Origin of the sequence: Anaerofustis butyriciformans (genome assembly GCF_036289385.1) — a bacterium.
In the GTDB taxonomy this organism is placed as follows: Bacteria; Bacillota; Clostridia; order Eubacteriales; family Anaerofustaceae; genus Anaerofustis; species Anaerofustis butyriciformans.
Genome location: NZ_JAYFFH010000001.1, coordinates 318,837 through 343,380, shown reverse-complemented (window position 1 = coordinate 343,380; position 24,544 = coordinate 318,837). Strand labels below are relative to the sequence as shown.

Sequence of the window (24,544 nt, the reverse complement as noted above, 5' to 3'; positions counted from 1 at the left end):
GTTTTCTATGGTTGTATTATACCAAACAGTTGTTCTATTTGTCAATATTTTTAGAACAAATTTTTGAATAATTTAGAACATAAGTTTGACAATGTTCGTTTTTTATGTATAATATAATTATATAATAGTAGGAGGTCATTTTTATGTATAATGATTTAACCAAAATTCAAATAAAGATATTAGAGTTTATAAAACAAGAACTTAAAGATAAAGGTTATCCGCCATCAGTAAGAGAAATAGGAGCAAATGTTGGGCTTACTTCAACTTCTTCAGTGCATAACCAGTTAAACAACCTTGAGAAAAAAGGCTATATTAAAAGAGGAGTATCAAAACAAAGAGCTATTGAAGTTGTTGGGTTTTCTCCTTTTACAAATAATGAACCAAGTTATGATGAAGTTAGTATGGTAGATGATGTCATAAATGTTCCTATAATCGGAAACGTTGCGGCAGGACTTCCTATTTTGGCTGAAGAAAACGTTGAAGATACTTATCCCCTTCCAAGTTCTTTTGTTGGGACAAAAGAATGTTTTATGCTAAATGTAAAAGGTGAAAGCATGAAAGATGCGGGAATACTTGATGGTGACATGGTAATAGTAAAAAAACAAAATACTGCAAATAATCATGATATGGTTGTTGCTTTAATAGAAAATGAAGCAACTGTAAAAACATTTTTCAAAGAACCGAACAGAATAAGATTACAACCTGAAAACCCTGCTTTTGAGCCTATTTACTCAACAGACTGTCAGATTTTGGGAAAAGTTATCGGTGTAATAAGAATGTTCTCATAAAATTAAAAGAAGGATTTTTTCCTTCTTTTTTTTATAAAAAAAGAACGCTTATGCGTTCTTAATGTAAATTTTGTCCTGCGAGATAACCGGTTGAAAAAGCAATTTGTAAATTATATCCACCTGTAACAGCATGAACGTCGATTATTTCTCCGGCAAAGAATAGATTTTTAATAAGTCTTGATTCCATTGTAGAAGGATTTATTTCTTTTACGTTTATGCCTCCGTTTGTTATAATTGCTTCTTTAAAACTTCCAAGACCTGTTATATTAACTTGTAAGTCTTTGATTAAATTTAAAATAACTTTTCTTTCTTCTTTTGTTATTTGGTTTATTTGTTTTTCTTTATTAATTTTGCTTAGTTCTATGATTTTTGCCGCAAGCGATTTTGGAAGAAGTAAATCAAGTGAATTTTTCACCATTTTATTTTGGTTCTTTTCAAAATCCCTTATAATTCTTTTTTCAAGAGTTTTAAAGTCAAGAGCAGGCTTTAAATCGATTTTTATCTTTGTATCAGATAATTTATCCATATTAATAAAATTACTTAAATAAAGGATTGTAGGCCCTGATATACCTTTATGAGTAAATAGAAGTTCTCCAAACTGTGAATTTTTCTTTTTACCGTTTATCATTAAAGTTACATCTACGTTTTTAAGACTAAGCCCCATAAGGTCATGAACCCATTTATCACCGCTTAACATCTGAACAAGGGCAGGTACTGGATTTATAATCTTATGCCCAAGTTTCTTTGCAACTATATATCCGTATCCATCACTTCCTGTAGAAGGATAACTTTTACCCCCTGTTGCAAGGATAATGTTTTTAGCATATATTTTTTCTTTATTATTAAGTAAAACCCCTATGGCTTCGTTATTTTCATTTAGAATTATATCCTTTAATTCTATATTATACATTATATTAAAATCAGGATATTTTTTAGCTATGTTTAAAAGAGTTTTTGTAACGTCACTTGCTTTATCTGAAACGGGAAAAACTCTGTCTCCCCTTTCAACTTTTGTTTTTAGTCCGTTTTTGTTAAGCATTTCAAGAAGACGTGTATTATCAAAAGTGTATAATGCACTATATAAAAATTCTTTATTTTTAACTATATGGTCAAAGAATTCCGATATATCTTTATTGTTTGTTACGTTGCATCTTCCCTTACCTGTTATGTAAATCTTTTTGCCTATTTTTTCGTTTTTTTCTATTAACAAAACTTTTTTATTACATTCTAAAGAGGAGATAGCCGCCATAATACCGGCAGCACCTCCTCCTATGATTATAACATCTAAATTAGATAAATTATTAGTCATTATGTAGTACTCTCACAGAAACTATACCTTCAACATTATTTAATGTTTCTTCGATATATTCGCTTACATCTGTATCAGTATCAATCATTGTGTAAGCATTTTCACCTTTACTTTTATTAATCATGTTTGCGATGTTTACATCGTTGCTTGCAAGTAATGCAGTAAATTGTCCAACCATGTTAGGAATGTTTTTATGAATAATACAAATTCTTGCTTTTGATTCTATTGCTCCTAAATCGCAGTTAGGGAAGTTAACGCTGTTTATAATATTACCATTTTCTAAGTATTCTCTTACTTGTCTTGCTGCCATTACAGCACATTTTGTTTCTGATTCCGGAGTAGATGCTCCAAGGTGAGGAATACAAATGATATTTTCGTTTCCAAGTAATTTTTCATTAGGGAAATCTGTTACATAACAAGAAACTTTACCACTATTTACAGCTTCTAAAATATCATCATCATTTACAAGCCCACCTCTTGCAAGGTTAAAGATTTTAATATTGTCTTTAGCTTTATCTAAAACTTCTTTATTTACTGTATCTTTTGTCGATTCCATTAAAGGAACGTGAATTGTTACAAAATCACATTTTTCAAATATTTTTTCAATATCATAACTTCTATTGATGTTTTTATTTATACTCCATGCATGTTCTACTGATAAGTATGGGTCATAACCATAAACTTCCATACCTAAAGAGTCAAGTGCATTTGCAACTAAAACACCGATCGCTCCAAGACCGATAACACCGACTTTTTTCCCTGCAAGTTCGTTTCCTTTATAATTAGATTTCTCTTTTTCAATTATTCCGGTAACATCAGAGTTTTTATCTAATGATTGAACCCATTTTGTTCCTTTGATAATATTTCTTGCAGCCATAAGGAATGCACATAATACAAGCTCTTTTACTGCGTTTGCATTTGCACCAGGTGTATTCATTACAACAACACCGTTTTTTGTACATTCTTCAACAGGAACGTTATTATATCCTGCACCGGCTCTTGCAATTACTTTACATTCTTTTGAAATAGGTTCTTCTTTTAAATTAAAGCTTCTTAAAATAATTCCGTCATAATCTTTAGAGTCTTGTACCTCTATATTTTTTCCAAGTAAACTTAATCCTTCTTCAGCAATTTTGTTAAAAGTTTTGATTTTGTACATTTTGACACTCTCCTTAAATGTTTTTCTTTTCATACTCATACATAAAGTCTATCAGTTTTTTTACATTTTCAATGCTTACTCCATTATAAAGCCCTACTCTAACGGCATTATTCATGGAGGTACTGATGTTTATTATATCATGTTTTTTTGCTTCTTTGATAAAATTATCGTTATTTTTTGTTTTAAATATCAAGGAAGTTACCGATCTGTCTTCTTTTACGATGTCATTATCGTAAAATTTACTGTTATCTATAAAATCATATAGTAAATTGGATTTTTCAATGTTTATTTTTTCAATTTCCTCTACCCCGCCATTTTCATAAAGGTACTTAACCATTTCGTAAATGATGTATACCGCAAATGTATTTGGAGTTGTAAAGGAGTTACCCGAGTAATAATAGTCCTTATAGGATAGAATTTTAGGAACATTTCTGTTTGTTTCTATCTCAAATAAATTTTTGTTTATAACTACAACGCTGATACCGCTTGTTCCCATATTTTTTGCACTGCTTGCAAAAGATAAATCAAATTTGTTTATATCATATGTTTCACTTAACAAATTCGATGTCATATCGGAAATTAATGGTATCCCCTCTACATCAGGTATTTTATCTTTATTAAACTTAGAACCTGATGAAGTATTGTTTGTACACATAAACAAATATTTACTGTTTTTATCTATATCATCTAATGTGATTTTTGGAAGCGAACCTTTATGGTTTATTAGATTTATTTCATCTACATTAGCATATTTTCTTGCTTCTGTTACTGCATTGTTTGTCCATAAATCACTGTTTATTATGCTTACCGTATCATCTTCATTTGTAAAATTTAGAGGAACCATGTCAAAATGCATACTGCCTCCTCCGTTTATAAATAATATTTCCATATTATCATTTAGATGAAGAAGTTTTTTAAGTATTTCACGTGTTTCATTTATTAAGTCAATAAAAAGAGGATTTTTATAGTTAAGTTCTAAGGCTGAAAACCCGCTGTTTTTGAAGTTAACAATATTTTTATTTATTCTTTCTATTACTTCTTTTGGCATAACAGGTGAAGATGCCGAAAAATTTATTTTACCTTCCATGTCTTCTTAACCACTCCTCCCTTTTAAATTTCTGCTCTATTCTTCTTTGTCTTAAAATTCTTTGTTCTTTTTTTTCTGCTTCTTTTGCCATATGTTTATAATTTCTGTATCCATAATGTCTTGCAATAGAATCTATTCTTTTATTATACTTTTGTGTAATTCCTCTTGCGTACAAAAATACTAAAACTATAAAAATAATTCCTGCAAGAACGGCCAAAATCAATTTCATATTTTATATCCTTTATACTAAATTAATTGTTCGCATTTATGTTTATATTCACTTATATAACCATTGTATATTAATTTGCTATTTAAAAATTCTTTATAATCCATTGGACGTCTTCTTGTATGGGCTTCGTTAAATGAATAAAATCCACTTTCTTCAAAAAGATAGGATAGAAATTCAGCACAGTAATATCTGTTTTTTCTTTGTATGTCAAGCCCTATTCCATTTCCCACAAGTCCGATTATATTAAATTTATATGAAAACTTATTTGAATAAAAATATTCAATTATCCCTTTTATGTTATTATAAACCTCATCGTCTACTTCACATTCATAAACAAGACAAGGTATATTTTTATATACAGCATAGAATCCCTTATCCCAATCTTCTTTTATAAATCCTGCTATAAAAGGATTTCTTGGACTTCTTCTACCGAAACAATACATTTCATTGAGTTCTTTATCCAAAGATATTGAAACATGGTTGTAAGTTTCTTTTGCACATAATCTTATTGCTCTTGCTAACATTGTTCTTGTGCTTGTAAGAACTATATATATTTTTTTTCTTTCCATTGTTATTCCCATCTAAAATATGTAATTTGTAAATTAATTTTTTAATGCATTTAAAATTTCATCTCTGTCAGAGAAAAATATCTTTTTATCCCCTATTTCTTGATAAGTTTCATGTCCTTTTCCAAGAATAAGTACAATTTCGTTTTCATCTGTTAATTTATGTTTTACAACTTCATTTATAGCGTCTTTTCTATCATTTATAACTTTAACTTTGTCTTTGTTTTCTATTCCTTTTAGAATATCGTTTATTATATCGTCGTTGTTTTCTTTTCTTGGATTGTCCATTGTTAAGACTATATTATCAGCATATTTTTCACCGATACTTCCCATCATAGGTCTTTTCCCATGATCTCTGTTTCCTCCACATCCAAACACAAGAGTAATTTTTTTACTGCTTACTTCTTTAACGAGTTTTAAAACATTTTCCATTGCGTCCGGAGTATGAGCATAATCTATAAATATGTCTTTATGGATTTTTTCAACTCTGCCGTTTGTACCGTGATATTTCTTAATTGCATTTTTTATTTCTTCATAAGAAAAACCTTCCAAAAGGGCAATTATTATCGCCGGTGTAATATTATATATATTAAACTTTCCGATACTGTAAGTTTCAAATCTATATTCTTTATCTTTATTTACCAAAGTAAAATCGGATTTTTCCAAACTTAAATCGTTTATTACTATTTTATAATCACAGTCTTCATTCATGCCAAAGGAAATTACGTTTACTTTATCTTCTTTTAACTCATTATAAAGTCTATTACCGTATTTATCGTCTGTATTTATAATACTGAATTTATCAACCATATAATAAAGTTTTTTCTTTGCCTGATAATAATTTTCCATTGTTTTATGAAAATCCAAATGATCTTGAGATAAGTTTGAAAATACACCTATGTAAAAATTCAAATAGCTTACCCTGTCCAAAACAAGACCATGGGACGAAACTTCCATAAAACAATAATCTACTTTATTATTTACCATTTCTCTGAAGTCTTTTGTAAGTTCTGTGATTTCAGGCGTTGTTCTTATTATTTGACCTTTAAGTTTTGTATTTTTTCTTCCCAAAGTTCCTATATAATCACTTTTAAAACCTAAATTTTCAAATAATGTTCCCGCCATATCACAAAAAGACGTTTTACCGTTTGTACCGCTTATTCCGATTAACTTAAGTTCCTTGCTTGGAAAAGAAGTAAATTTATTTGCAAAATATGCAAGTGCATTTCTTGTATTTTTGCATTTTATATATACTATGTTTTCCTCATATTTATCAAGTTCTTCACTGTGACAAACTACTGTTGCTCCAAGGTCTATTGCACTTTTTATGTATTTATGTCCGTCGGTTTCGTAACCTTTTATTGCAACAAATAAAGTGTTTTTTCTGCACTTTCTTGAGTCAAATTCTATATTGTCAATTTTTATGTTTTCTATATTTTTCCCCCCGGTTAGCTCATAATCGTAACCGCTTATAATATCCTCTAAATTCAAAATAATACTCCTTAAATATTTTTACCTTATCTTAAAAAGGCAGATTATAAAATTATTAAGAATAATATTTTAAAATTGTAATAAAAAAATTTCTTAGTATTAAGAAATATAAAAAGTGTATATTTGTTAGAATTTTATTCTTAAATATTCTAAGATAAATAATAACATTATTTTAAAATAAAATAAATACCTTTTATTCAAAGTTAGGTTATTTATTAAAAAAAGAAGGTATAAACCTTCTTATGTACACATCTTTCTCACTTCCTTTTTTAAATTAGATATTATTCTTTTTTCCAGTCTTGAAATATAAGACTGAGAAATATTTAGCATATTTGCAAGTTCTTTTTGAGTTTTCTTCTCTTTTCCGTTTAAGCCAAAGCGATAATTTATGATTTCTTTTTCGCTTTCTTTTAAATTATTAACTGCTTCAAGCATAATTTCCTTGTTAACATCTCTGTCTATTTTATCTTTTACGGGGTCTGTTGCTGTTCCCAGTATATCTGAAAGTAAAAGCTCGTTTCCGTCATAATCTACGTTTAAAGGTTCATCAAGAGATATTTCGCCTTTTATTCTGTTTACTTTTCTAAGATGCATTAATATTTCGTTTTCTATGCATTTTGATGCGTAAGTTGCAAGTTTTATGTTCTTTTCTACTTTAAATGTTTTAACTGCTTTTATAAGTCCTATTGTTCCGATTGAAATTAAATCTTCCACCCCTGTTGAAGATGTATCGAATTTTTTTGCTATATATACTACTAACCTTAAATTTCTCTCTATCAAAATTGTTTTTGCAGCATTATTTTCCCCCTTTTGAAGTTCATCTAAAATTCTTGCTTCTTCTTCCTTTGTTAAAGGAGGAGGTAACATATAAGAACCCGAAATATAAAATAATTTATTCTTTTTGTTTTTTTTAAATAAAGTAAATAATTTAAACATAAAGCCCCCTGTTTATTTTAATATTGATAACGGAAGAAGAGCCAGAGACTCATTAATATCTAATACTCCAACACATGGATTATAAATTGTCTTTTTAAAATCCTTTTTTTCTATAATGATTTTGTCTAAATTTAAGATAGGTAAAATGATTTTTTCTCTTTGATAATTTAAAAATGTATAAGAAAGTCTTTGTTTTAAATCGAAAGGAAGGTTATTATATGTATTAAAATAATCGTTATAATTCATTGTTTTAAAAGATAAATTCAAATTTAAAAGATTATTAATAATGTCTTTGTCTATTATTATTACGTCTTTTCCCTTCGAATTCTTAACGAGATTTCCCGTATCTAAAAAACCTTTACATGAAACAAATCTATCTTTATAATAAAGGGTACATATGTAATTCAAAGAAGGATTCTTTACTCTCCTAAAAAATAAATATGCAAGTACATAAGTAAAAATTACAAATAAATATTTCTTTTTAAAACTCATATATCCCACCTCGAAAAACATTTTACATTCTTTGGATAAATGATTTTGTCATAATGAAATTATATGAATTTGTTATAAAAGAATATAATAAAATCAAAATTTTAATTTATTATTTATTCTTTATCACATTAAAATTCTTTATTGTAACAAGAAAATAAAAACAGCACTTAATTGTTTTTAAGTGCTGTTTTATGTTAAATTAATTTTATTTTGCAAGAGATTTTAGACTTTCTCCAGTTAAACGATAAACGCTCCATCCTTCCATTGGCACAGCTTTTAGAGACAAATAAAAATCTATGCTTGGCTTGTTCCAATCAAGACAAGACCATTCAAGTCTTCCGCAGCCTCTTTCGACTGTAATTTTAGCAAGTTGTTTTAACGTTGCTTTTCCAAGACCTTTTTTTCTGTATTCTTCAAGTACAAATAAATCTTCAAGGTATATACCGCTTCTTCCAAGGAATGTTGAAAAATTATGGAAGAACAAAGCAAATCCTACTTCTTTTCCATCATATAAGGGAAATATAACTTCTGCTTTTTCTTTTTCAAAAATCCATTCTTCAAGTTTTTCTTCTGTTGCCACTACTTCGTCAAGAAGTTTTTCATATTCCGCAAGCTTCTTAATAAAATCAAGAATTAAGCCTGTATCTTCTTTTTTTGCAAATCTAAATGAAATTTTACTGTCCATAATTACTCCTTACATATTTATTCCTTTTTTTCTTAAACTTATTTCACCGCTGTTAAAGTTTCTTATTTCACCCTCGTTTGTTTTTATCTTAATAGAAAAATCTTTGTTTAAATCAATAAGGGTTCCTTGAATTGTTTCATTTCCGATAAAACAAGTTACTTCCTCGTTTAAGTATAACATTTTTTCTTTATATTCCAAATATAAAGCTTTTTTGTCAAAATTAATATATCTTTTTTCAAAGGCATTTAAAAACTTTGCTATAAACTTATTTCTGTTTTCTTTTCTTCCCGTAAAGTCATTTACAAACCCAACTATATCTTCTATTTTTTTTGGAACGGGTGTATCTTTTGGACGGTTTATATTTATTCCAACACCTATAATCACACTGTCTATACTTCCGTTTTCAACGCTTAAAATTCCCTCTGTTAAAATTCCGCAAATCTTTTTTCCGTTTATATAAACATCATTTACCCACTTAATGTCGCAGTCAATATCGCATATTTCCTTAACAGCTTCCACTACACTTAAACCACATATTATAGTAATTAAATTTATGTCACTTACGCTGAATTTTGGTTTTAACAAAACACTTATAAAAGCATTTGAATTTTTTGGGGAAAAGAAACTTCTTCCTCTTCTTCCTCTGCCTAAAGTCTGCTCATTTGCTATTATGGTTCTTCCTTCTCTTTTTTCACTATTTTCCATATTTTTAAAATAGTTAAGAGTAGAATCTATTCTTTCAACTATTTCAAGTTCTCTTCCTATTAAAATGGTATTTAGAAATTTTTCTATTTCTTCTTTGTTTAAATAACTTATATCGCTATTTAGCATATATCCTCTGTTTTTTATGGAAGATATATCATAACCTTCGTTTTTAAGCAGGTTAATATTCTTCCAAACGGCATTTCTCGATATGTTAAGTTTATTTGCTATAAAGCCCCCTGAAACAATTTCTCCGCTTTTCACTTTTAATATTTCAAGTATTTTATCTTTATTCATGTTTTTCACCCATAAATATATTATAAAACAAAAATTCATATGTCAACATTAATTATAATATTGGTTGACATATGAATATATTTATTTTTATTAACTTAAAATATAACTTTTTATTTTATCATCTTCTATTATTTGGTTTATCTTTTTTAAAGTCTGTTTTATATCGAATAAAATAAGTTCTCTTCCGCTTTTTCTATATGAGTTTACGTTTATATTCATTAGATAATAAGCTATTCTTTTTGCATATTCCGGATAATAATCTATCCAAATTTTAATGCTTTGGATAGTGTGCCTTGAAAGGATATAGTTTTTAATATCTATACAATTTAAGTATCCCTTTAGAAGAAAACTAAATTTATTATCTTTATATTTCTTTGAATATTTTGCGTTTTGTGCAATAAGGTAAATTGCAATATGTTTATGATATAAGTTTTCACTATAAAGCATTTCTTTAAACACATCAAAATAGCAATACACATCTTCTTTTATTTTGCTTCTTTGTCTTAATATCAAAAATGAATTATAACGTAAATTATTATCTTCATTTTTAAGGTTATAGGTAAGTTCTTTTATCTCATTTTTAGTTAAAATATTAGCAAGTTTATTTATATCATCTCTTGTAATATTTTTTACTTCCATTTATAAATCAATATCAATTAAAACAGGACAATGGTCAGAACCCATTACGTCAGAATATATTTTTACGTCATTTATTTTATCTTTTATTCTATCGCTTACTATAAAGTAGTCAATTCTCCATCCGGCATTATTCTTTCTTGCATTAAAACGATATGACCACCATGTATATACTCCCGTAGTGTCAGGATAAAGGTATCTGTATGAATCAACAAAACCTTTAGATAGTAAAGCTGTCATTTTATCTCTTTCTTCAATTGTAAATCCTGCATTTTTCTTATTTGTTTTAGGGTTTTTAAGGTCAATTTCAGTATGGGCAACATTTAAGTCCCCACATAAAATAACAGGTTTTTTCTTATCAAGTTCGCATAAGTAGTCTGTAAAATAATCTTCCCATTCCATTCTGTAATCAAGTCTTTTTAATTCGTTTTGTGAATTTGGAGTATATACATTTACAAAATAAAAATTATCATATTCAAGAGTTACAACTCTTCCCTCTTTAGAAAATTTTTCATCATCAAGACCGTATTTTACACTTATAGGTTCATTTTTAGCAAAGCACGCAGTCCCGGAATACCCTTTCTTTTCAGCGTAGTCCCAGTAATCATGGTGGTTTTCCATTTCAAGTTCAATTTGTCCTTCTTGAAGTTTTGTTTCCTGTACTGCAAAGATATCTGCATCAATTTCATTAAAAAAGTCCATAAATCCTTTATTTACACAAGCTCTAAGCCCGTTTACATTCCATGTTACAAATTTCATTATTTTTTCCTCTCTTTATCTAAATTTTTTATATCTATATATTTATATTCATCTATGGTTAATGTATCTTTAAAATATATGTTAAACTTATTCGGGGTTTTGATTAAATTTTCTTTTTCTATTTTACTTAGTCTTTTTATTCTGTATTCAAGTTTAGAAGAAAGAACTCTGTTTTCACTTTCCCATACGGCTTCCAGTTTTTTTGCATGATGTTTTAGAGTATACTTGGCACATTTTTCTCCTCTTTCAAAATGCTCTTTCATTCTTCTTTTTACATCTGTTGTAATACCCGTATAGATTGAATTATCTTCACATCTTAACATATATGTATAATACATTTTATTCTCCCCATATGTTTTACTATGCTTATTATATACGATTAAATTTTTTTTACAACTTAATTTAAAATAAAAAAGAGGCTAAGCCTCTTTTAAAATACGACCATTCCATAAAATTTTATATCTTCATTTTTATAATCGTTTTTTTGTATAACAAAATCATTTTCACTATACCCCATGTTTAAAGCTGTTTTTAAAGCGTCTATTCCACATCCCGACATTTGAGGTATAACCTCTCCTTTATGTTTACAATCCGGATAAGTGCATTTTTCATTATAAAATTCTTCACATACATTACATACCTTAGCTCCAAAAATAAAGCACTCTTTATCTTCTTCCTTTAAGTATTTTTTTATTTCCCTAAGAACATTATCAACTTTATCCATATTTTCACACTGAATAAGCATACATTTTTTATATTCTTTTAATATATTTTCTATTTCCTTATATTGAGGAGAAGAGGGCGGACAGCCTTGCTTTTTATCATAAAAAGGACACCCCTCTTTGCATTTTTCTTTTGCATCATAAAGAATTACCACTGAGTTTGTATCTTTAATTTTTGCATTTAGTGAGCCAAACTCAACTGCTTTTTTAATTAATTGTTCCATAATTTATATATCCTTTTTATTTAATATTAAAATATATTGTATAATATCATATTTATAATATATAAAAAAGGAGGGTATCCTCCTTTTTTATTCAATCATTATTAAACCATAGAAGTTTATTTTGGATTCACTCCAGTTCTTTCCTCCATCTTCACGAGGAAGAACTTTAAAACCGTCTTTTCTTCCCCATCCTTTTACGCCATGTTCTTCGTATCCGTTGTTAATCACCGTTTGTATAACATCTATACCGCTTCCGTCCATTTGCGGTATTACTTTATCTGCATGCTTACAATTTGGGAAAGTACATTCTTCGTTATATTCATCCCTGCATATTTCGCATTTTTTCGCACCAAATCCCAATGCTTTATAATATCCGTTTTTACCAAGATAATCAAGCATTTTTCTTATTACTTTGTTTACATCGTATGGATCCAAACATTGTATAAGCAAAACATCTTTATAAACTTCTAAAAGTTCTCTTGTTTCTTTATATGTTGGTGCAATTGGAGGACAGCATTGTCTTTTATTATAATTCTTACAACCGTATTTACATTTATTTAAAGTCCATGGGGCAGTTACCACAGTTTCAGGGTCAATCATTTTTGCCGTTACAGCACCAAATTCTATTGCTTTTTTATCAAACTCTTCCATTTTTAATATATACCTTTTTACATTTCATCCGGACGTTTTGTATAACGTCTTATAACTATATCGTCAAGAACAGAATTGTTTCTATGTGATAATACAAAAGTAATAATTTCTGCAATTTCTTCTGGTTTACAAGACATATTTTCTTTTAAATCCCCTCTTGCAATTTTTGCCATTGGTGTTTCAACGGCAGAAGGGTATAAATTATGTACTCTTATGTCATCTTCAAATAACTCTATATTTAAAACACCGTTTAATGCTTTTTGAGCAAATTTTGTAGAGCAGTACGCACCTTGATGATAATGAGGATAAACACCTGAAGATGAAACTATTGAAATAATATCGGCATTTTCCGATTCTTTTAACATTTCATAGCAGGCTTGTGTCATTGCAAGATTTGAATATACGTTGATTTCGTATAACTTCATAAATTCTTCTTTTGTAACTTCTAAAAGAGGTTTTCTCAATGCAACTCCTGCGCTGTTTATTAATGTATCAAGCTTTCCAAACTCTTTTTTACAGTATGCTGCTATACTTTCACATACCTTTTTATCGCATAAGTCCCCTACATAATATTTTACATTTTCCCCAAGTTCATCACTTAGTTTTACAAGAGCTTCTTCGTTTATATCACAAAGCAGAACCTTCGCACCGTTATTTACCATTTCTCTTACTATAACACTTCCTATTCCGCCTGTTGCTCCTGTTACGATTATTACTTTATCTTTTAAAGCGTTCATTTCTTCTCCTTTATTCAAGCCCCATTTTTTCAGCAACCATGTCTGCTGCTATTCCGATTAGTTCAAGACAAGTCGTTCCACCGTTGTGTCTTTGTTCCAAAAGTTCGGGACATCTTGAAAAATTGTGTCTTTCTCTAAATTCTTCAACAAGTTCTTTTATAGTGTCATAACTTTCTTTTTTGCTTTCTTGGTCACTTGGAATATCCCAGTTGCCGAAGTATCCTGAAACTATTGCCATACCTGAAACAGCACCGCATACTTCTCCTGCATATCCAAATCCACCGCCCATATTTGCTACAAGTTTTGCAAGCTTGTCTTTTTCTATTCCAATTTCATCGCTAAATGCCAAAACTACAGACTGGCAGCAGTTATATTTTTCATCATGAAATTTTTTCGCTCTTTCACCGTATTTTCCCATGTTCGTTTCTCCTTTTTAAATCTTAATAACATCATTATTTTACCATTATTTCAGCGTTTTGTAAAGTAAATTTAATGTTATATAGTATAAACATTATGATGTTTCATAGGTGCTTTTTGTGTTTAAATTATAAATATATATTCTATTTTAAATAGATAATTTTTATATGAATTAATATAGAGGTAAACTTATAATCATTATAAATAGTAATTATTAAATGAAAAATATATAGTAAAATATGTATAGAATTCCCTTTTTATATAGGTTTAACGATATAATTAAACCATGACAATTTCCATATAAAATAAAAAAAGTTTACAAAAGTAACATAAAACTATTGAAATTATTTACGAAAAGATATATAATATACAAAAATAAAAAATGTACAATTAAATAGCGGAAGAGAATGATAGAGAAACCGCAACATATTACACTTATATTCGTAGGTGTTTTATGTTGTTTTTTTGTATTTATAAGGAGGAAGTAATGAAAGAAATTTATGATGTACTGGTTATCGGTGCAGGTGTTGTAGGCTGTTCAGCAGCAAGAGAACTTTCCAAGTACAATTTAGACATAGCAGTACTTGAAAGAAGAGAAGATGTTTCTTGTGGGACATCAAAAGCAAATTCCGGTATGATTCATGGTGGTTATGACGCTACATACGGAACACTTAAAGCTAAATTATCAAAAAGAGGAAACGAACTTTTTACAATTCTTGATAATGAACTTCACTTTGGTCATACAAGATGCGGTTCACTTGTTTTAGCTTTTGATGATGAAGATATTGAAACACTTAAAAAACTTCAAGAAAACGGAAATAAAAACGGTGTAGAAACAGAAATAATCGATATTGATAGAATTCATGAAATAGAACCTAATATTTCAAACGAAGTTAAAGCTGCCCTATACTGTAAAACAGCAGGTATTGCAATGCCATTCCAATACTGTGTTGCATTAGCTGAAAATGCTATTGATAACGGTGTAGAATTTTTCTTTAACGAAGAAGTAATAGACATAACAAAAGAAGATAATGTATTCACAGTAAAAACAAAAGATAATGAATACAAAGCAAAATACGTTATCAATGCAGCAGGTGTTTATGCTGATAAAATTTCAAGCATGATTTGTGAAACAAACTTTAAAATCACACCAAGAAAAGGCGAATATATGTTACTTGATTCATGTGAATCTGATAAAGTTCACCCGGTTATATTCCCTACTCCAAAAGCTCATTCAAAAGGTATTGCTCTTACAAGATCACATGACGGAAACGTACTTGTAGGACCAAATGCAGAATATGTTGATGATAAAGAAGATGTTTCAACAGATGCAAAAACTTTAGATGAAGTTTGGAAACAAACAGATAGATTCCTTATAAATAAACTTGATAAAAGCAAAGTTATTACACAATTTGCAGGGCTAAGAGCCGTAACAGACTCTCAAGACTTCATAATCGAAGAAAGCTCAACAAAAGGCTTTATCAATGCCGCAGCAATTCAGTCTCCTGGATTTACTGTTTCTTATGCAATAGCAGAAATGCTTGTTGATATATTAAAAGAAGCAGGACTAAGTTTAGAAGAAAACAAAGACTTTAATCCTAATAGAAGAGGATATGTTGACATGGCAAAAATGTCACAAGATGAAATAAACGAATTAATTAAAAAAGACCCAAGATTTGCAAGAGTAATCTGCAGATGCGAAACAATTACAGAAGGTCAAATCGTTGATGTATTACACAGAGGTATTAAAGTAACAACTCTTGATGGTGTTAAGAGAAGAATGAGAGCCGGCATGGGAAGATGTCAAGGCGGATTCTGTTCTCCAAGAGTAATGGAAATCATTAAGAGAGAATACGGAATGAACTACGAAGATGTTACTAAAAAAGGTAAAGAGTCTTATATCCTAACAGGAAAGCTTGGAAAGGGAGGCAAAAACTAATATGAAAAATTACGATTTAGTTATTATTGGCGGAGGTCCTGCGGGACTAAGCAGTGCGATTGCCGCAAAAGAAAACGGAGTTAAAGATATACTTATTCTTGAAAGGGACGTAAGACTTGGCGGTATCTTAAACCAATGTATACATAACGGTTTTGGACTTCACAGATTCAAAGAAGAATTAGCAGGTCCGGAATATGCGGGAAGAGATATAAAAACAGTTGAAGAACTTGGTGTTGATGTAATGCTTGACACTATGGTTATTAAACTTGAAGAAGATAAAACAATTCATTTTCTTAATAAAGAAATGGGATATCAAACAATAAAACCTACAGCTGTTATTCTTGCAACAGGATGCAGAGAAAGAACAAGAGGAGCCTTAAACACTCCTGGAGCAAGACCAAGCGGTGTTATGACTGCCGGTACAGCTCAAAGATTTATCAACATGGAAGGTTATATGGTTGGTAAAGAAGTTGTTATCTTAGGTTCAGGTGATATCGGATTAATTATGGCAAGAAGAATGACATTAGAAGGTGCAAAAGTAAAATGTGTTCTTGAGTTAATGCCTTACTCTAACGGTCTACAAAGAAACATCGTTCAATGTCTTGATGACTTTAATATTCCTTTGAAACTTGCTCATACTGTTGTTGACATCAAAGGAAACGAAAGACTAGAAGCTGTTGTCGTTGCAAAAGTTGACGAAAACAGACAACCAATTCCTGGAACAGAAGAAACAATTCCTTGTGATACACTTTTATTATCAGTTGGTTTAATTCCTGAAAATGAACTTTCTAACATGGCAGGAATTGAAATTGACCCTAAAGTAAGAGGACCATTCGTATCTCAAAACAGACAAACAAGTATACCTGGTGTATTTGCCTGTGGTAATGTTTTACAAGTTCATGATATGGTTGACTTCGTTTCAACAGAAGGATTTATTGCAGGAAAAGGTGCAGCCGACTATATTAAAAACGGCGATACAATAAAAGAAGACTTAAAAACAAAAGCGGTTCTTCCTATCTCTTACACTATTCCTCAAAATATTTCAACAACAAACTTAGATGAAGATGTATCAATGTTTATGAGAGTAAACAGGGTTGTTCCAACAGGATTTGTTGTTGTAAAACTAAACGGTGAAGAAATATACAGAAAGAAAGAGCTTAAATTCTTACCTGGTGAAATGATTAACATAACAATTAAAAAAGATTTAATCAAAGACCAAAAAGGCGAACTTACATTTGAAATTGAGGAGGCAGAATAATGAAAAGAGAATTAACTTGTATATGCTGTCCAAGAGGTTGTAGTTTAACAGTTGAATACGAAGGAAAAGAAGTATTTTCAGTAGAAGGCAACTTCTGTCCAAGAGGAGATAAATACGCAAGAGAAGAAGTTGTAGAACCTAAAAGAGTTATAACTTCAACAGTAAAAGTTGAAGGAGGGAAAGACGCTGTAACAAGCGTAAGAACAAACGGAACTGTTCCAAAAGCAAAAATATTTGAAGTAATGGACGAAATAAACAGTATTACTTTAAAATCCCCTGTTAAAATCGGAGATATTGCTAAAAAAGATATCTGCGGTACAGGTGTTGACCTTGTTGTAACAAGAGATAATTAATAAATAATAATAAAATGTTAAATCCATTAAAAACCCGATATAATTTAAAGTTATATTGGGTTTATTTTTTTTGTTCTTAATGATATAATATATCAGGAATTTGGAGGATAATGTACATATGAACAATAATTTTTTTGAAGCACTAAAGAGAAATCCTATTATTGCATCTGTTAGAACAGAAGAAGAAGTTGACAGAGCCATAAAAAGCAAAGCAGAAGCAGTATTTATAATTCATATAGATATGAATCATTTAATAGAACAGGTAAGAAAAATAAAGAAAGCCGGAAAACTTGTTTTTATACATGTTGATTTAATACCGGGCTTTTCATCTTCACCTTTGGCACTGGAATACATTTATAAACTTACAAAACCCGATGGAATACTTACAACAAAAAAATCAATAATAAATAAAGCAAAATCACTTAACTTAATAAGCATACTTAGAGTTTTTGTTATTGACTCCCCTACAATTTCATCTTGTTCAAAACTTATAAAAGAAGTAAAACCGGATGTTGTTGAAATATTACCGGGGATTGCTCCAAAAGCAATAAGAAAAATAAAAGAAAAAGTTAATATACCTATAATATCGGGTGGTTTAATAGAATATAAAGAAGAAGTTATCGACTGTATAAAAAGCGGTGCAATTGCAGTATCTTCTTCAAGTGATAAATTAATTAAATAAAATTTAGTCCGATATTAAAATATTTTATATCGGACTTTTTATATTGAAAGGTAGTTTTATGAAAGAAAAACATTTAGGTCGTGTTCATACTTTTTTAAGAATATTTTTTATAATATTATTATTTATTATTCAAATTTTTTGTATGTTTATTTTTACGTATTTATTAAAAAAACATGCTATTTTTGCCTATGTAATAATTGAAATATTTAGTATTTTGGTTTTAATTCATTTAATGGCCGATGAAAGAAACTCCGCATATAAAATGTTATGGATTGGTATAGTTCTGCTTCTTCCAATCGTTGGACATATTATGTATGATTTATGGGGAAAATCTCATTCACATATAAGAAAACATACTAAAATGCAGGATGAAATTGATAAGGTAAATTCTTATCAAAATATGGACGGAAAAGTTTTAAGTGAAATAGAAGATGATGATTCACAACGCTTATCTTCATATCTTACAAACTACTCCTTCCCTCCTTATAAAAACAATTCACTTGACTTTTATTATTCCGGAGAAGAAACCTTTGAAAATATAGTTAAAGATATAAAAAATGCCGGGAAGTTTATCTTTATAAGCGTGTTTACTCTTTCAAAAGGTGACTTGTTTGATAAAATATTTAATATTTTAAAACAAAAAGCAAGTGAAGGCGTTGAAGTAAAGATAATGTATGATGATGTAGGGTCAATTTTAAAAATCCCCGCAAACGTAAAAAAACGTCTTGAAGAACAAGGTATAGAAGTTACCATATTCAATGCAATACACAAAAATGCATCAAAACAATATTATAATTATAGACTTCATCAAAAGATAATTATAATTGACGGAAACATATCTTATACAGGCGGAATCGACATAAAAGATAATAATTGGAATAACATCTTACATGAAAGCTATAAAGACTGTTCTCTTAAAATTACAGGAGATGCAACTTGGAGTTTTACATTAGTATTTATAGGAATGTGGAATACAACTGACCATAAAATAAGTGATATAGAAAAATACAGACCAAGTCATTATATAAGAAATGATATAATATGCCAGCCTTTTGCAGATGGACCTTCAAATTATGTTCAATTTGCGGAAGATATGTATAAATATCTTATAAATACAGCAAAAAATACTTTATATATAACAACACCTTGCTTAAATTTAGACGATGAAATGATAGACGTACTTTGTTTATGCGGTAAAAGCGGTGTAGATATAAGAATTGTTACACCAAAACATTTCGATAAGAAAACAAACAAATATTTAAGTGAATTTAACTTTGGAAGACTTTTAAAAAACGGTGTAAGAATTTACGAATACAATAAAGGATATTTGCACAGTAAAATTATCTTAAATGATTTTGCAGGAATAATAAGCACAATAAACATGAATTTCAGAAGTTTTTATATTCAATATGAAAACGGAGTTTTTATAACAGACAAACCTTTCATTAAAGATATAAAAACACAGATTGATGATATTATGAAAGACTGCGATGAAATTACTTATGATGAATGGCTTCATCGCTCAAAGAAAACAAAAATAATTCAGTACATTCTAAACGTGTTTAAGTGTCAATTATAAAACAAATTGACAGGAAAGGAAAAAGTATGGAGAAAAGCAGAATTGCCATTAATACGGCATTTATATTCATTTTACTTGAACTTGTTATAGGAATATTACAAAAGTTTATTACTCTTCCTAATTTATTTGAAACGGTTAAATCAACCTTTCTTGGAATAGGAGTAATAGCACTTATATTTTATTTTATATTTAGAATAAAAGAAAAATAATTAAAACAGACTAAGCTGTTCTATATTATTATAATGTTCATTTATTTTTTTCATATAATTTGAACTAATATTATATTTCTTTCTTATAGAATATATCTTTCTATTAAGATTTGTTAAATATTCTTTATTTAAAATAGAGGAACTTTCATAAAGCTTCTCTATTTTTTTATATTCTTCACTAAAATTTTTTTTAATAAAATTAAGAAAATAACTTCTCGTCTGCCCTCTTAAGTTTAAAGGTCCGGTTAAAATATAATCTATGTTTATTTGTTTTCCTAAATAAAAAATTTTATCTATATTTTCTATACTATCTGTAATATATGGAATAATTGGCATCATATGAATAGCAGTATTTGCATTTGTCTTTTCTATTTCTTTTAACATATTTATCCTTTGAATACTGCTTTTAGAATAAGGCTCGATTAATTTTCTAATTCTTTCGTCCATTACTGTTATTGTGGAAGCAATATTCACATACGTTTTCCTTGAAAGCTTTTCGATTAAATCAATATCTCTTAAAATCAAATCGGACTTTGTGGAAATTATAATTGGCTGATTATATTTAATCATAAGTTTTAGTACTTCTCTCATTAATCCATATTTTTCTTCCAAAGGCTGATATGCATCCGTTACACTTCCCATATTTATGATTTTATCGTCTTTTTTCTTTCTAAGTTCCTTTTCCAATACTTCAATAATATTCTTCTTTACAAATATTTCATTAAAGAAGTCAGTTGAACCTAAGTAACTATTTGAATAAAGAGCATAGCAATAACTGCATTTATGAGAACATCCTCTGTAAATATTTAAATCCAAACTGTACGGAAGCCTTGATTTTGAAAGTTTGTTTATTGCCGTTTTACATTTAATTTCGTTTATTTTCATTTGAATCACCATACAGAACTTTTGTTCGTATATATTATAACGGTAAAAAAATGGTTTTACAATAATAAATTTAAAATAAATTTAATTTATTTTAAGTAACAATACTTATAAAGTTTAACGTTAAACATATTATTGAAATAGATAAAAAAAAGAAAAATCCTTTTTTATCTCCTTTGTTTTTAAATTCGAAACTTTTAACTAAAACTAAAGTAAAAAAGAAAAATTGCATTAAAAGCAAACTTAAATTTTGAGGCATAATTATTTCGAAAATATTAAAAACGCCAAAAATAATCATGAGTATTAATAATATAATATTTATAATATTTTTTAATTTCATTTTTTCCCTTTTTTTATCATAATTTTTCATATTATATCATCATAAAAAAAACAATACTATTAACAATAACTAAACATATATTAACAATATCTAAAAAAAGACATTTCAAAATGAAATATCTTTTAATTTTCTTTTATTTTACTCTATAAAAAACAAATCTGATTATTTTACGATGGAATACATCAAGCTGTCCATTATTTTACCATTTTTAAATATGCTTTTTTCTTTTCTGCCTTCTAATTTAAAGCCGTTATTTTGGAGAACTTTTCTTGATGGAATGTTTGTTTCAAATATTTCTGCTTCAATTCTTACTATATCCATTCTTTCAAAAGCTTCTTTTATAACCATTTTTACAGCTTTTTTCATTATTCCTTTATTTTGGAATTCTTCCCCTATCCAGTATCCTATTTCTGCAGTTTTTCTATTTACATCATTTAGTTTTATAACGGATATGCTTCCCACTGCTTTTCCGTTTACCGTTATGGCTTTTAATATATTGTTAATATCATTATTAATACAGTCTTTTATGAAAAATTCAGCATTTTCCTTTGTATAAGGATAAGGAAAAACATCTCTCAAATTATTTGATATATGCCTGTTGTTTGCATGTTTAACAACATCTTCAAGATATTTTATATCCCATTTTTCAAGTTTAAAATCCATATAATTATTCCCAGTCCTTACATACATCAACCCATTCCAAAGCATTTGAATATTTAAACAAATCTTTCATGTTAAGTTCTATTGCAGAATTTGCACTTCCGCAAGCGGGATACACCGTATCAAATCTTTTTAAAGATTCATCAAGATAAGTTTTTACGCTTTTTGGGTTTGCAAAAGGACATACACCTCCTATTTTATGATTTGTATATTTTTCCACATCTTCCATTGATAACATTTTTGCTTTTTGTAAAAATTTTCCTTTAAATTTTTTATTGTCAATTTTTGCATCTCCTGCAGCAACAACAAGAATACATCCTCCTTCTTCTTCATTTTTATCATAAAAAGAAAGAGTTTTTGCAATTCTTGCTCCTGTTGTTCCAAGTGCTTTTGCAGCAAGCTCTACTGTTGCGCTTGAAGTTTCAAACTCCATAACTTTATCTTTCATATTAAATTTATCAAAATATTCTTTTACTAAATCTATTGCCATACTTTCCTCCAAAATATAAACTATTTTAATATTATATCACAAATAAAAAGGGATAGATTAATTTCTACCCCTTTAAATATTAAATATAATTATATCTGTTTTTTTCTTTAATTATGAAGAACAAGGAAACCATTAATGCAAGTATCTCTGCTGTCGGTATTGCAAGCCACATTCCGTCAACTCCCATAAACAAAGGAAGAAGCATAATTGCACCTGATATAAAAACGAATGTTCTCATAAATGATATTATCGCTGAAACCTTACCGTTTGAAAGAGCTGTAAACATTGCAGAGGCAAAAATGTTAAATCCTGAAAACAAGAATGTTATGGAGAATAACAAATATGCTCTTGTTGCTATTGGATAAACTTCGCTGTTTACAGGTATAAATATAGTTACAACCTTAGATGAGAATAACAATGATAGAATAAATATACATATTACAGATACCAAAATTATTCTAATACTGTTTTTAAAGGCTTTTTGAAGCTGTTTTTTGTTTTCGCTTCCAAAGTTATAACTAAATATCGGAGCAACCCCGCTTGAAAATCCCATATACATTGAATTAAACAAGAACTGCGCATAAAGAAGCAGTGATATTGCGGCAACTCCGTTTTCTCCAAGCATTTTCATTAATGATATATTAAACATCCAGTTTGTAATACACATTGAAATATGTCCAACCATTTCTGATGCACCGTTAAACATAGCTTCAGTTATTACTTTAGGGTTTTTATCTATCTTTGAGAAATGAAGTCCTTTTTTGTTTATTATAAAAAATATTAATCCCGATGTTGTAGGAATCATATATCCAATAACCGTTCCCCAAGCAGCACCTTTTATTCCCATATTTAAAGGAACCATAAACACATAATCAAGTATTATGTTTGTTATTCCTGCAAGAACAGTAAAAAATAGTCCTAAGTTTGGCTTTCCGGCAGTTACAAAAAGGCTGCTAAATACAAGTTGAAGCATTAAAAGCGGAGCAAATCTTAAATATATGCTCAAATAATCATGGCAATATCCAAATAATATTTCACTTGCACCTAAAAAATTTATTATTTTATTTAAAAATAATACAGAAAATATAGACATTATCATGCTTATTACAACAATTGTAATTACAATAAGAGATAAATCTCCATTTGCTTCTTCGTCTTTTTTCTGCCCTATCTTTTTTGCTATTATGGCACTTCCTCCGGTACCGAACATAATTCCAACCCCGAAAAATAAATTTAAAAGAGGTTCTATTATGTTAATTGCACTTAGTCCGTTAACCCCTACTATTCTTGATATAAATACTCCGTCAACTATTGTGTAAAGAGACATGAACAGCATCATAATAATAGTGGGAAAACTAAACTTAATTAAAGATATAAGATTAAATTCTTTTGCTATATTATTATTCATTATTCATTCCTCCTTATAATTTCACTTTGAACATTATAAACCTTCAAGTAACTTGAATGTCAAGAGTAAAATATATATAATATAGATAAAATTAATCTTGAGGTAATAAAATGGAAAACAAATATAATATAGGGCTGATTTCCAAAATTCTAAATATACCAAGATCAACTCTAAGATACTGGGAAAGCGAAGGGCTGATAAACTTAAAAAGAAATAAAGAAAATGATTATAGGGAGTTTGATGTTTCATCAATATTTGAAATCCTCGACATAGCTTTATACAGAAAACTAAATATTTCTATAAAAGAAATAAAAAAAATGGAAAATCAAAATGTTAATGAAATAGAAAAAGTTTTAATCAAAAACAAAGAAAACATAGATAAAAGCATTAACGAACTAAAATATACAAAAACATTAATTGAAAAAAGAATTAATCAAATACAAATTTATTATGAACTTATAAATAACCCTTATCAAAAAGCAGATAAAATAGAAAATATAAAATATATCGTGAACTTTGATATAAATAACAAAAAAATTCTTTCAAAATATATAAACTCTCCTGAAAACTTTGTGTTTTATAAAGAAAAGAACGAAGAAATGAAATATGGTTTTATATTAAATAGTATAAACAAAGAAGATAAAATTCTTTGGCAGGAAAAAGAAGACAAAAACAAGAAATATGTAAAATTTATCTTAAAACAAGATTATTATAACCTAAATACAAATTTAGATTTTCATATTAAAAAATTAACTGATATGGGCTATGAAACCGGAGAAATGATAGCAAAGTATTTAATGACAGATTTCGAGGGTAAAAAGTACGATTACTATGAAACATATATGGAAATAAAATAA

Annotated in this window: 30 protein-coding genes; 8 read left to right on the top strand and 22 right to left on the bottom strand. The window is 28.5% G+C overall.

Annotated features, from left to right (window positions below; all coding sequences use genetic code 11):
• Window positions 1–143 precede the first annotated feature (143 nt).
• Window positions 144–788: a transcriptional repressor LexA gene (gene lexA / locus V2W16_RS01710; protein ID WP_138268970.1), complete on the top strand. Its 645-nt coding sequence runs from the start codon at window positions 144–146 to the stop codon at window positions 786–788.
• Window positions 789–846: 58 nt separating this feature from the next.
• Here the strand turns inward: lexA and V2W16_RS01705 are convergent, their stop codons facing one another.
• The 17 genes from V2W16_RS01705 to V2W16_RS01625 form a co-directional block, all read right to left on the bottom strand.
• Window positions 847–2,097 (bottom strand): BaiN/RdsA family NAD(P)/FAD-dependent oxidoreductase, encoded by a 1,251-nt coding sequence (locus V2W16_RS01705; RefSeq protein ID WP_329380422.1) that lies wholly within the window; start codon window positions 2,095–2,097, stop codon window positions 847–849.
• On the bottom strand, window positions 2,090–3,256 hold the full coding sequence (locus V2W16_RS01700; RefSeq protein WP_329380419.1) for a phosphoglycerate dehydrogenase: 1,167 nt from the start codon (window positions 3,254–3,256) through the stop codon (window positions 2,090–2,092). Before V2W16_RS01700 ends, V2W16_RS01705 begins: the two co-directional genes overlap by 8 nt.
• Before the next feature lie 13 nt (window positions 3,257–3,269).
• Window positions 3,270–4,343: a 3-phosphoserine/phosphohydroxythreonine transaminase gene (gene serC, locus V2W16_RS01695; protein WP_329380416.1), complete on the bottom strand. Its 1,074-nt coding sequence runs from the start codon at window positions 4,341–4,343 to the stop codon at window positions 3,270–3,272.
• Complete coding sequence (locus V2W16_RS01690) at window positions 4,333–4,572, bottom strand: hypothetical protein (protein WP_329380413.1); 240 nt, start codon at window positions 4,570–4,572, stop codon at window positions 4,333–4,335. The genes serC and V2W16_RS01690 overlap by 11 nt, the downstream gene beginning before the upstream one ends.
• Before the next feature lie 17 nt (window positions 4,573–4,589).
• The gene (locus tag V2W16_RS01685; RefSeq protein ID WP_171020619.1) at window positions 4,590–5,141 is read right to left on the bottom strand and encodes a hypothetical protein; all 552 of its coding nucleotides are present in this window, start codon (window positions 5,139–5,141) and stop codon (window positions 4,590–4,592) included.
• A gap of 33 nt (window positions 5,142–5,174) precedes the next feature.
• Window positions 5,175–6,629 carry a UDP-N-acetylmuramoyl-L-alanyl-D-glutamate--2,6-diaminopimelate ligase gene (locus tag V2W16_RS01680; protein WP_329380408.1) on the bottom strand — a complete coding sequence of 485 codons (1,455 nt, stop codon included), beginning with the start codon at window positions 6,627–6,629 and terminating at the stop codon, window positions 5,175–5,177.
• Window positions 6,630–6,869: 240 nt separating this feature from the next.
• A complete protein-coding gene (gene sigE / locus V2W16_RS01675) occupies window positions 6,870–7,565 on the bottom strand; it encodes an RNA polymerase sporulation sigma factor SigE (RefSeq protein WP_329380405.1) in 696 nt (231 codons plus the stop codon).
• Window positions 7,566–7,577: 12 nt separating this feature from the next.
• A complete protein-coding gene (locus tag V2W16_RS01670) occupies window positions 7,578–8,057 on the bottom strand; it encodes a sigma-E processing peptidase SpoIIGA (protein ID WP_329380402.1) in 480 nt (159 codons plus the stop codon).
• Window positions 8,058–8,262: 205 nt separating this feature from the next.
• Complete coding sequence (locus tag V2W16_RS01665; RefSeq protein ID WP_329380399.1) at window positions 8,263–8,742, bottom strand: GNAT family N-acetyltransferase; 480 nt, start codon at window positions 8,740–8,742, stop codon at window positions 8,263–8,265.
• Window positions 8,743–8,751: 9 nt separating this feature from the next.
• Window positions 8,752–9,741: a biotin--[acetyl-CoA-carboxylase] ligase gene (locus V2W16_RS01660; RefSeq protein WP_329380396.1), complete on the bottom strand. Its 990-nt coding sequence runs from the start codon at window positions 9,739–9,741 to the stop codon at window positions 8,752–8,754.
• A 90-nt stretch (window positions 9,742–9,831) separates the two neighbouring features.
• Entirely contained in the window at window positions 9,832–10,380 is a 549-nt protein-coding gene (locus tag V2W16_RS01655; protein WP_329380393.1) for a hypothetical protein, read from the bottom strand.
• Complete coding sequence (locus tag V2W16_RS01650) at window positions 10,381–11,136, bottom strand: exodeoxyribonuclease III (RefSeq protein WP_138269545.1); 756 nt, start codon at window positions 11,134–11,136, stop codon at window positions 10,381–10,383.
• Window positions 11,136–11,474, bottom strand: a complete 339-nt coding sequence (locus tag V2W16_RS01645; protein WP_138269544.1) for a GIY-YIG nuclease family protein — start codon at window positions 11,472–11,474, stop codon at window positions 11,136–11,138. The genes V2W16_RS01650 and V2W16_RS01645 overlap by 1 nt, the downstream gene beginning before the upstream one ends.
• A gap of 92 nt (window positions 11,475–11,566) precedes the next feature.
• Window positions 11,567–12,082: a DUF2284 domain-containing protein gene (locus V2W16_RS01640; RefSeq protein ID WP_329380386.1), complete on the bottom strand. Its 516-nt coding sequence runs from the start codon at window positions 12,080–12,082 to the stop codon at window positions 11,567–11,569.
• A gap of 87 nt (window positions 12,083–12,169) precedes the next feature.
• The gene (locus V2W16_RS01635) at window positions 12,170–12,733 is read right to left on the bottom strand and encodes a DUF2284 domain-containing protein (protein ID WP_329380383.1); all 564 of its coding nucleotides are present in this window, start codon (window positions 12,731–12,733) and stop codon (window positions 12,170–12,172) included.
• 17 nt (window positions 12,734–12,750) lie between these two features.
• Window positions 12,751–13,470: an SDR family oxidoreductase gene (locus tag V2W16_RS01630; RefSeq protein WP_329380380.1), complete on the bottom strand. Its 720-nt coding sequence runs from the start codon at window positions 13,468–13,470 to the stop codon at window positions 12,751–12,753.
• A gap of 10 nt (window positions 13,471–13,480) precedes the next feature.
• A complete protein-coding gene (locus tag V2W16_RS01625; protein WP_329380377.1) occupies window positions 13,481–13,888 on the bottom strand; it encodes a C-GCAxxG-C-C family protein in 408 nt (135 codons plus the stop codon).
• Window positions 13,889–14,374: 486 nt separating this feature from the next.
• Here V2W16_RS01625 and V2W16_RS01620 point away from each other — a divergent pair, with 486 nt between their 5' ends.
• The 6 genes from V2W16_RS01620 to V2W16_RS01595 all read left to right on the top strand — a co-directional run bounded on the left by V2W16_RS01620 (window position 14,375) and on the right by V2W16_RS01595 (window position 19,907).
• Window positions 14,375–15,826, top strand: coding sequence for an NAD(P)/FAD-dependent oxidoreductase (locus V2W16_RS01620; protein ID WP_329380374.1), 1,452 nt, complete (start codon window positions 14,375–14,377; stop codon window positions 15,824–15,826).
• 1 nt (window position 15,827) lies between these two features.
• Window positions 15,828–17,084 carry an NAD(P)/FAD-dependent oxidoreductase gene (locus V2W16_RS01615; protein ID WP_329380372.1) on the top strand — a complete coding sequence of 419 codons (1,257 nt, stop codon included), beginning with the start codon at window positions 15,828–15,830 and terminating at the stop codon, window positions 17,082–17,084.
• Entirely contained in the window at window positions 17,084–17,437 is a 354-nt protein-coding gene (locus tag V2W16_RS01610; RefSeq protein ID WP_138269537.1) for a DUF1667 domain-containing protein, read from the top strand. Before V2W16_RS01615 ends, V2W16_RS01610 begins: the two co-directional genes overlap by 1 nt.
• A 118-nt stretch (window positions 17,438–17,555) precedes the next feature.
• Window positions 17,556–18,119: a glycerol-3-phosphate responsive antiterminator gene (locus tag V2W16_RS01605; RefSeq protein WP_138269536.1), complete on the top strand. Its 564-nt coding sequence runs from the start codon at window positions 17,556–17,558 to the stop codon at window positions 18,117–18,119.
• A gap of 142 nt (window positions 18,120–18,261) precedes the next feature.
• Window positions 18,262–19,698: a phospholipase D-like domain-containing protein gene (locus V2W16_RS01600; protein ID WP_329380364.1), complete on the top strand. Its 1,437-nt coding sequence runs from the start codon at window positions 18,262–18,264 to the stop codon at window positions 19,696–19,698.
• Window positions 19,699–19,724: 26 nt separating this feature from the next.
• Window positions 19,725–19,907, top strand: a complete 183-nt coding sequence (locus V2W16_RS01595) for a hypothetical protein (protein ID WP_171020663.1) — start codon at window positions 19,725–19,727, stop codon at window positions 19,905–19,907.
• On the opposite strand, the gene V2W16_RS01590 is transcribed toward V2W16_RS01595, so the two are convergent.
• From V2W16_RS01590 to V2W16_RS01570, 5 genes are all read right to left on the bottom strand, one after another.
• Window positions 19,908–20,792, bottom strand: a complete 885-nt coding sequence (locus V2W16_RS01590) for an SPL family radical SAM protein (protein WP_329380360.1) — start codon at window positions 20,790–20,792, stop codon at window positions 19,908–19,910. It abuts the gene before it with no gap.
• Between the two features lie 91 nt (window positions 20,793–20,883).
• Window positions 20,884–21,159: a hypothetical protein gene (locus V2W16_RS01585; protein WP_253229257.1), complete on the bottom strand. Its 276-nt coding sequence runs from the start codon at window positions 21,157–21,159 to the stop codon at window positions 20,884–20,886.
• A gap of 132 nt (window positions 21,160–21,291) precedes the next feature.
• Window positions 21,292–21,792 carry a GNAT family N-acetyltransferase gene (locus tag V2W16_RS01580; protein WP_329380355.1) on the bottom strand — a complete coding sequence of 167 codons (501 nt, stop codon included), beginning with the start codon at window positions 21,790–21,792 and terminating at the stop codon, window positions 21,292–21,294.
• A gap of 4 nt (window positions 21,793–21,796) precedes the next feature.
• Window positions 21,797–22,279 carry a YbaK/EbsC family protein gene (locus V2W16_RS01575; protein ID WP_329380352.1) on the bottom strand — a complete coding sequence of 161 codons (483 nt, stop codon included), beginning with the start codon at window positions 22,277–22,279 and terminating at the stop codon, window positions 21,797–21,799.
• Between the two features lie 79 nt (window positions 22,280–22,358).
• On the bottom strand, window positions 22,359–23,687 hold the full coding sequence (locus tag V2W16_RS01570; RefSeq protein WP_329380349.1) for an MATE family efflux transporter: 1,329 nt from the start codon (window positions 23,685–23,687) through the stop codon (window positions 22,359–22,361).
• Between the two features lie 110 nt (window positions 23,688–23,797).
• On the opposite strand from V2W16_RS01570, the gene V2W16_RS01565 reads away from it, so the two are divergent.
• Window positions 23,798–24,544 (top strand): MerR family transcriptional regulator, encoded by a 747-nt coding sequence (locus V2W16_RS01565; RefSeq protein ID WP_329380346.1) that lies wholly within the window; start codon window positions 23,798–23,800, stop codon window positions 24,542–24,544.

Bases quoted from the DNA above. Each gene is read 5' to 3' on its own strand.
- lexA (WP_138268970.1), top strand. From the start codon at position 144: ATGTATAATGATTTAACCAAAATTCAAATAAAGATATTAGAGTTTATA.
- V2W16_RS01705 (WP_329380422.1), bottom strand. From the start codon at position 2,097: ATGACTAATAATTTATCTAATTTAGATGTTATAATCATAGGAGGAGGT.
- V2W16_RS01700 (WP_329380419.1), bottom strand. From the start codon at position 3,256: ATGTACAAAATCAAAACTTTTAACAAAATTGCTGAAGAAGGATTAAGT.
- serC (WP_329380416.1), bottom strand. From the start codon at position 4,343: ATGGAAGGTAAAATAAATTTTTCGGCATCTTCACCTGTTATGCCAAAA.
- V2W16_RS01690 (WP_329380413.1), bottom strand. From the start codon at position 4,572: ATGAAATTGATTTTGGCCGTTCTTGCAGGAATTATTTTTATAGTTTTA.
- V2W16_RS01685 (WP_171020619.1), bottom strand. From the start codon at position 5,141: ATGGAAAGAAAAAAAATATATATAGTTCTTACAAGCACAAGAACAATG.
- sigE (WP_329380405.1), bottom strand. From the start codon at position 7,565: ATGTTTAAATTATTTACTTTATTTAAAAAAAACAAAAAGAATAAATTA.
- V2W16_RS01670 (WP_329380402.1), bottom strand. From the start codon at position 8,057: ATGAGTTTTAAAAAGAAATATTTATTTGTAATTTTTACTTATGTACTT.
- V2W16_RS01665 (WP_329380399.1), bottom strand. From the start codon at position 8,742: ATGGACAGTAAAATTTCATTTAGATTTGCAAAAAAAGAAGATACAGGC.
- V2W16_RS01660 (WP_329380396.1), bottom strand. From the start codon at position 9,741: ATGAATAAAGATAAAATACTTGAAATATTAAAAGTGAAAAGCGGAGAA.
- V2W16_RS01655 (WP_329380393.1), bottom strand. From the start codon at position 10,380: ATGGAAGTAAAAAATATTACAAGAGATGATATAAATAAACTTGCTAAT.
- V2W16_RS01650 (WP_138269545.1), bottom strand. From the start codon at position 11,136: ATGAAATTTGTAACATGGAATGTAAACGGGCTTAGAGCTTGTGTAAAT.
- V2W16_RS01645 (WP_138269544.1), bottom strand. From the start codon at position 11,474: ATGTATTATACATATATGTTAAGATGTGAAGATAATTCAATCTATACG.
- V2W16_RS01640 (WP_329380386.1), bottom strand. From the start codon at position 12,082: ATGGAACAATTAATTAAAAAAGCAGTTGAGTTTGGCTCACTAAATGCA.
- V2W16_RS01635 (WP_329380383.1), bottom strand. From the start codon at position 12,733: ATGGAAGAGTTTGATAAAAAAGCAATAGAATTTGGTGCTGTAACGGCA.
- V2W16_RS01630 (WP_329380380.1), bottom strand. From the start codon at position 13,470: ATGAACGCTTTAAAAGATAAAGTAATAATCGTAACAGGAGCAACAGGC.
- V2W16_RS01625 (WP_329380377.1), bottom strand. From the start codon at position 13,888: ATGGGAAAATACGGTGAAAGAGCGAAAAAATTTCATGATGAAAAATAT.
- V2W16_RS01620 (WP_329380374.1), top strand. From the start codon at position 14,375: ATGAAAGAAATTTATGATGTACTGGTTATCGGTGCAGGTGTTGTAGGC.
- V2W16_RS01615 (WP_329380372.1), top strand. From the start codon at position 15,828: ATGAAAAATTACGATTTAGTTATTATTGGCGGAGGTCCTGCGGGACTA.
- V2W16_RS01610 (WP_138269537.1), top strand. From the start codon at position 17,084: ATGAAAAGAGAATTAACTTGTATATGCTGTCCAAGAGGTTGTAGTTTA.
- V2W16_RS01605 (WP_138269536.1), top strand. From the start codon at position 17,556: ATGAACAATAATTTTTTTGAAGCACTAAAGAGAAATCCTATTATTGCA.
- V2W16_RS01600 (WP_329380364.1), top strand. From the start codon at position 18,262: ATGTTTATTTTTACGTATTTATTAAAAAAACATGCTATTTTTGCCTAT.
- V2W16_RS01595 (WP_171020663.1), top strand. From the start codon at position 19,725: ATGGAGAAAAGCAGAATTGCCATTAATACGGCATTTATATTCATTTTA.
- V2W16_RS01590 (WP_329380360.1), bottom strand. From the start codon at position 20,792: ATGAAAATAAACGAAATTAAATGTAAAACGGCAATAAACAAACTTTCA.
- V2W16_RS01585 (WP_253229257.1), bottom strand. From the start codon at position 21,159: ATGAAAAATTATGATAAAAAAAGGGAAAAAATGAAATTAAAAAATATT.
- V2W16_RS01580 (WP_329380355.1), bottom strand. From the start codon at position 21,792: ATGGATTTTAAACTTGAAAAATGGGATATAAAATATCTTGAAGATGTT.
- V2W16_RS01575 (WP_329380352.1), bottom strand. From the start codon at position 22,279: ATGGCAATAGATTTAGTAAAAGAATATTTTGATAAATTTAATATGAAA.
- V2W16_RS01570 (WP_329380349.1), bottom strand. From the start codon at position 23,687: ATGAATAATAATATAGCAAAAGAATTTAATCTTATATCTTTAATTAAG.
- V2W16_RS01565 (WP_329380346.1), top strand. From the start codon at position 23,798: ATGGAAAACAAATATAATATAGGGCTGATTTCCAAAATTCTAAATATA.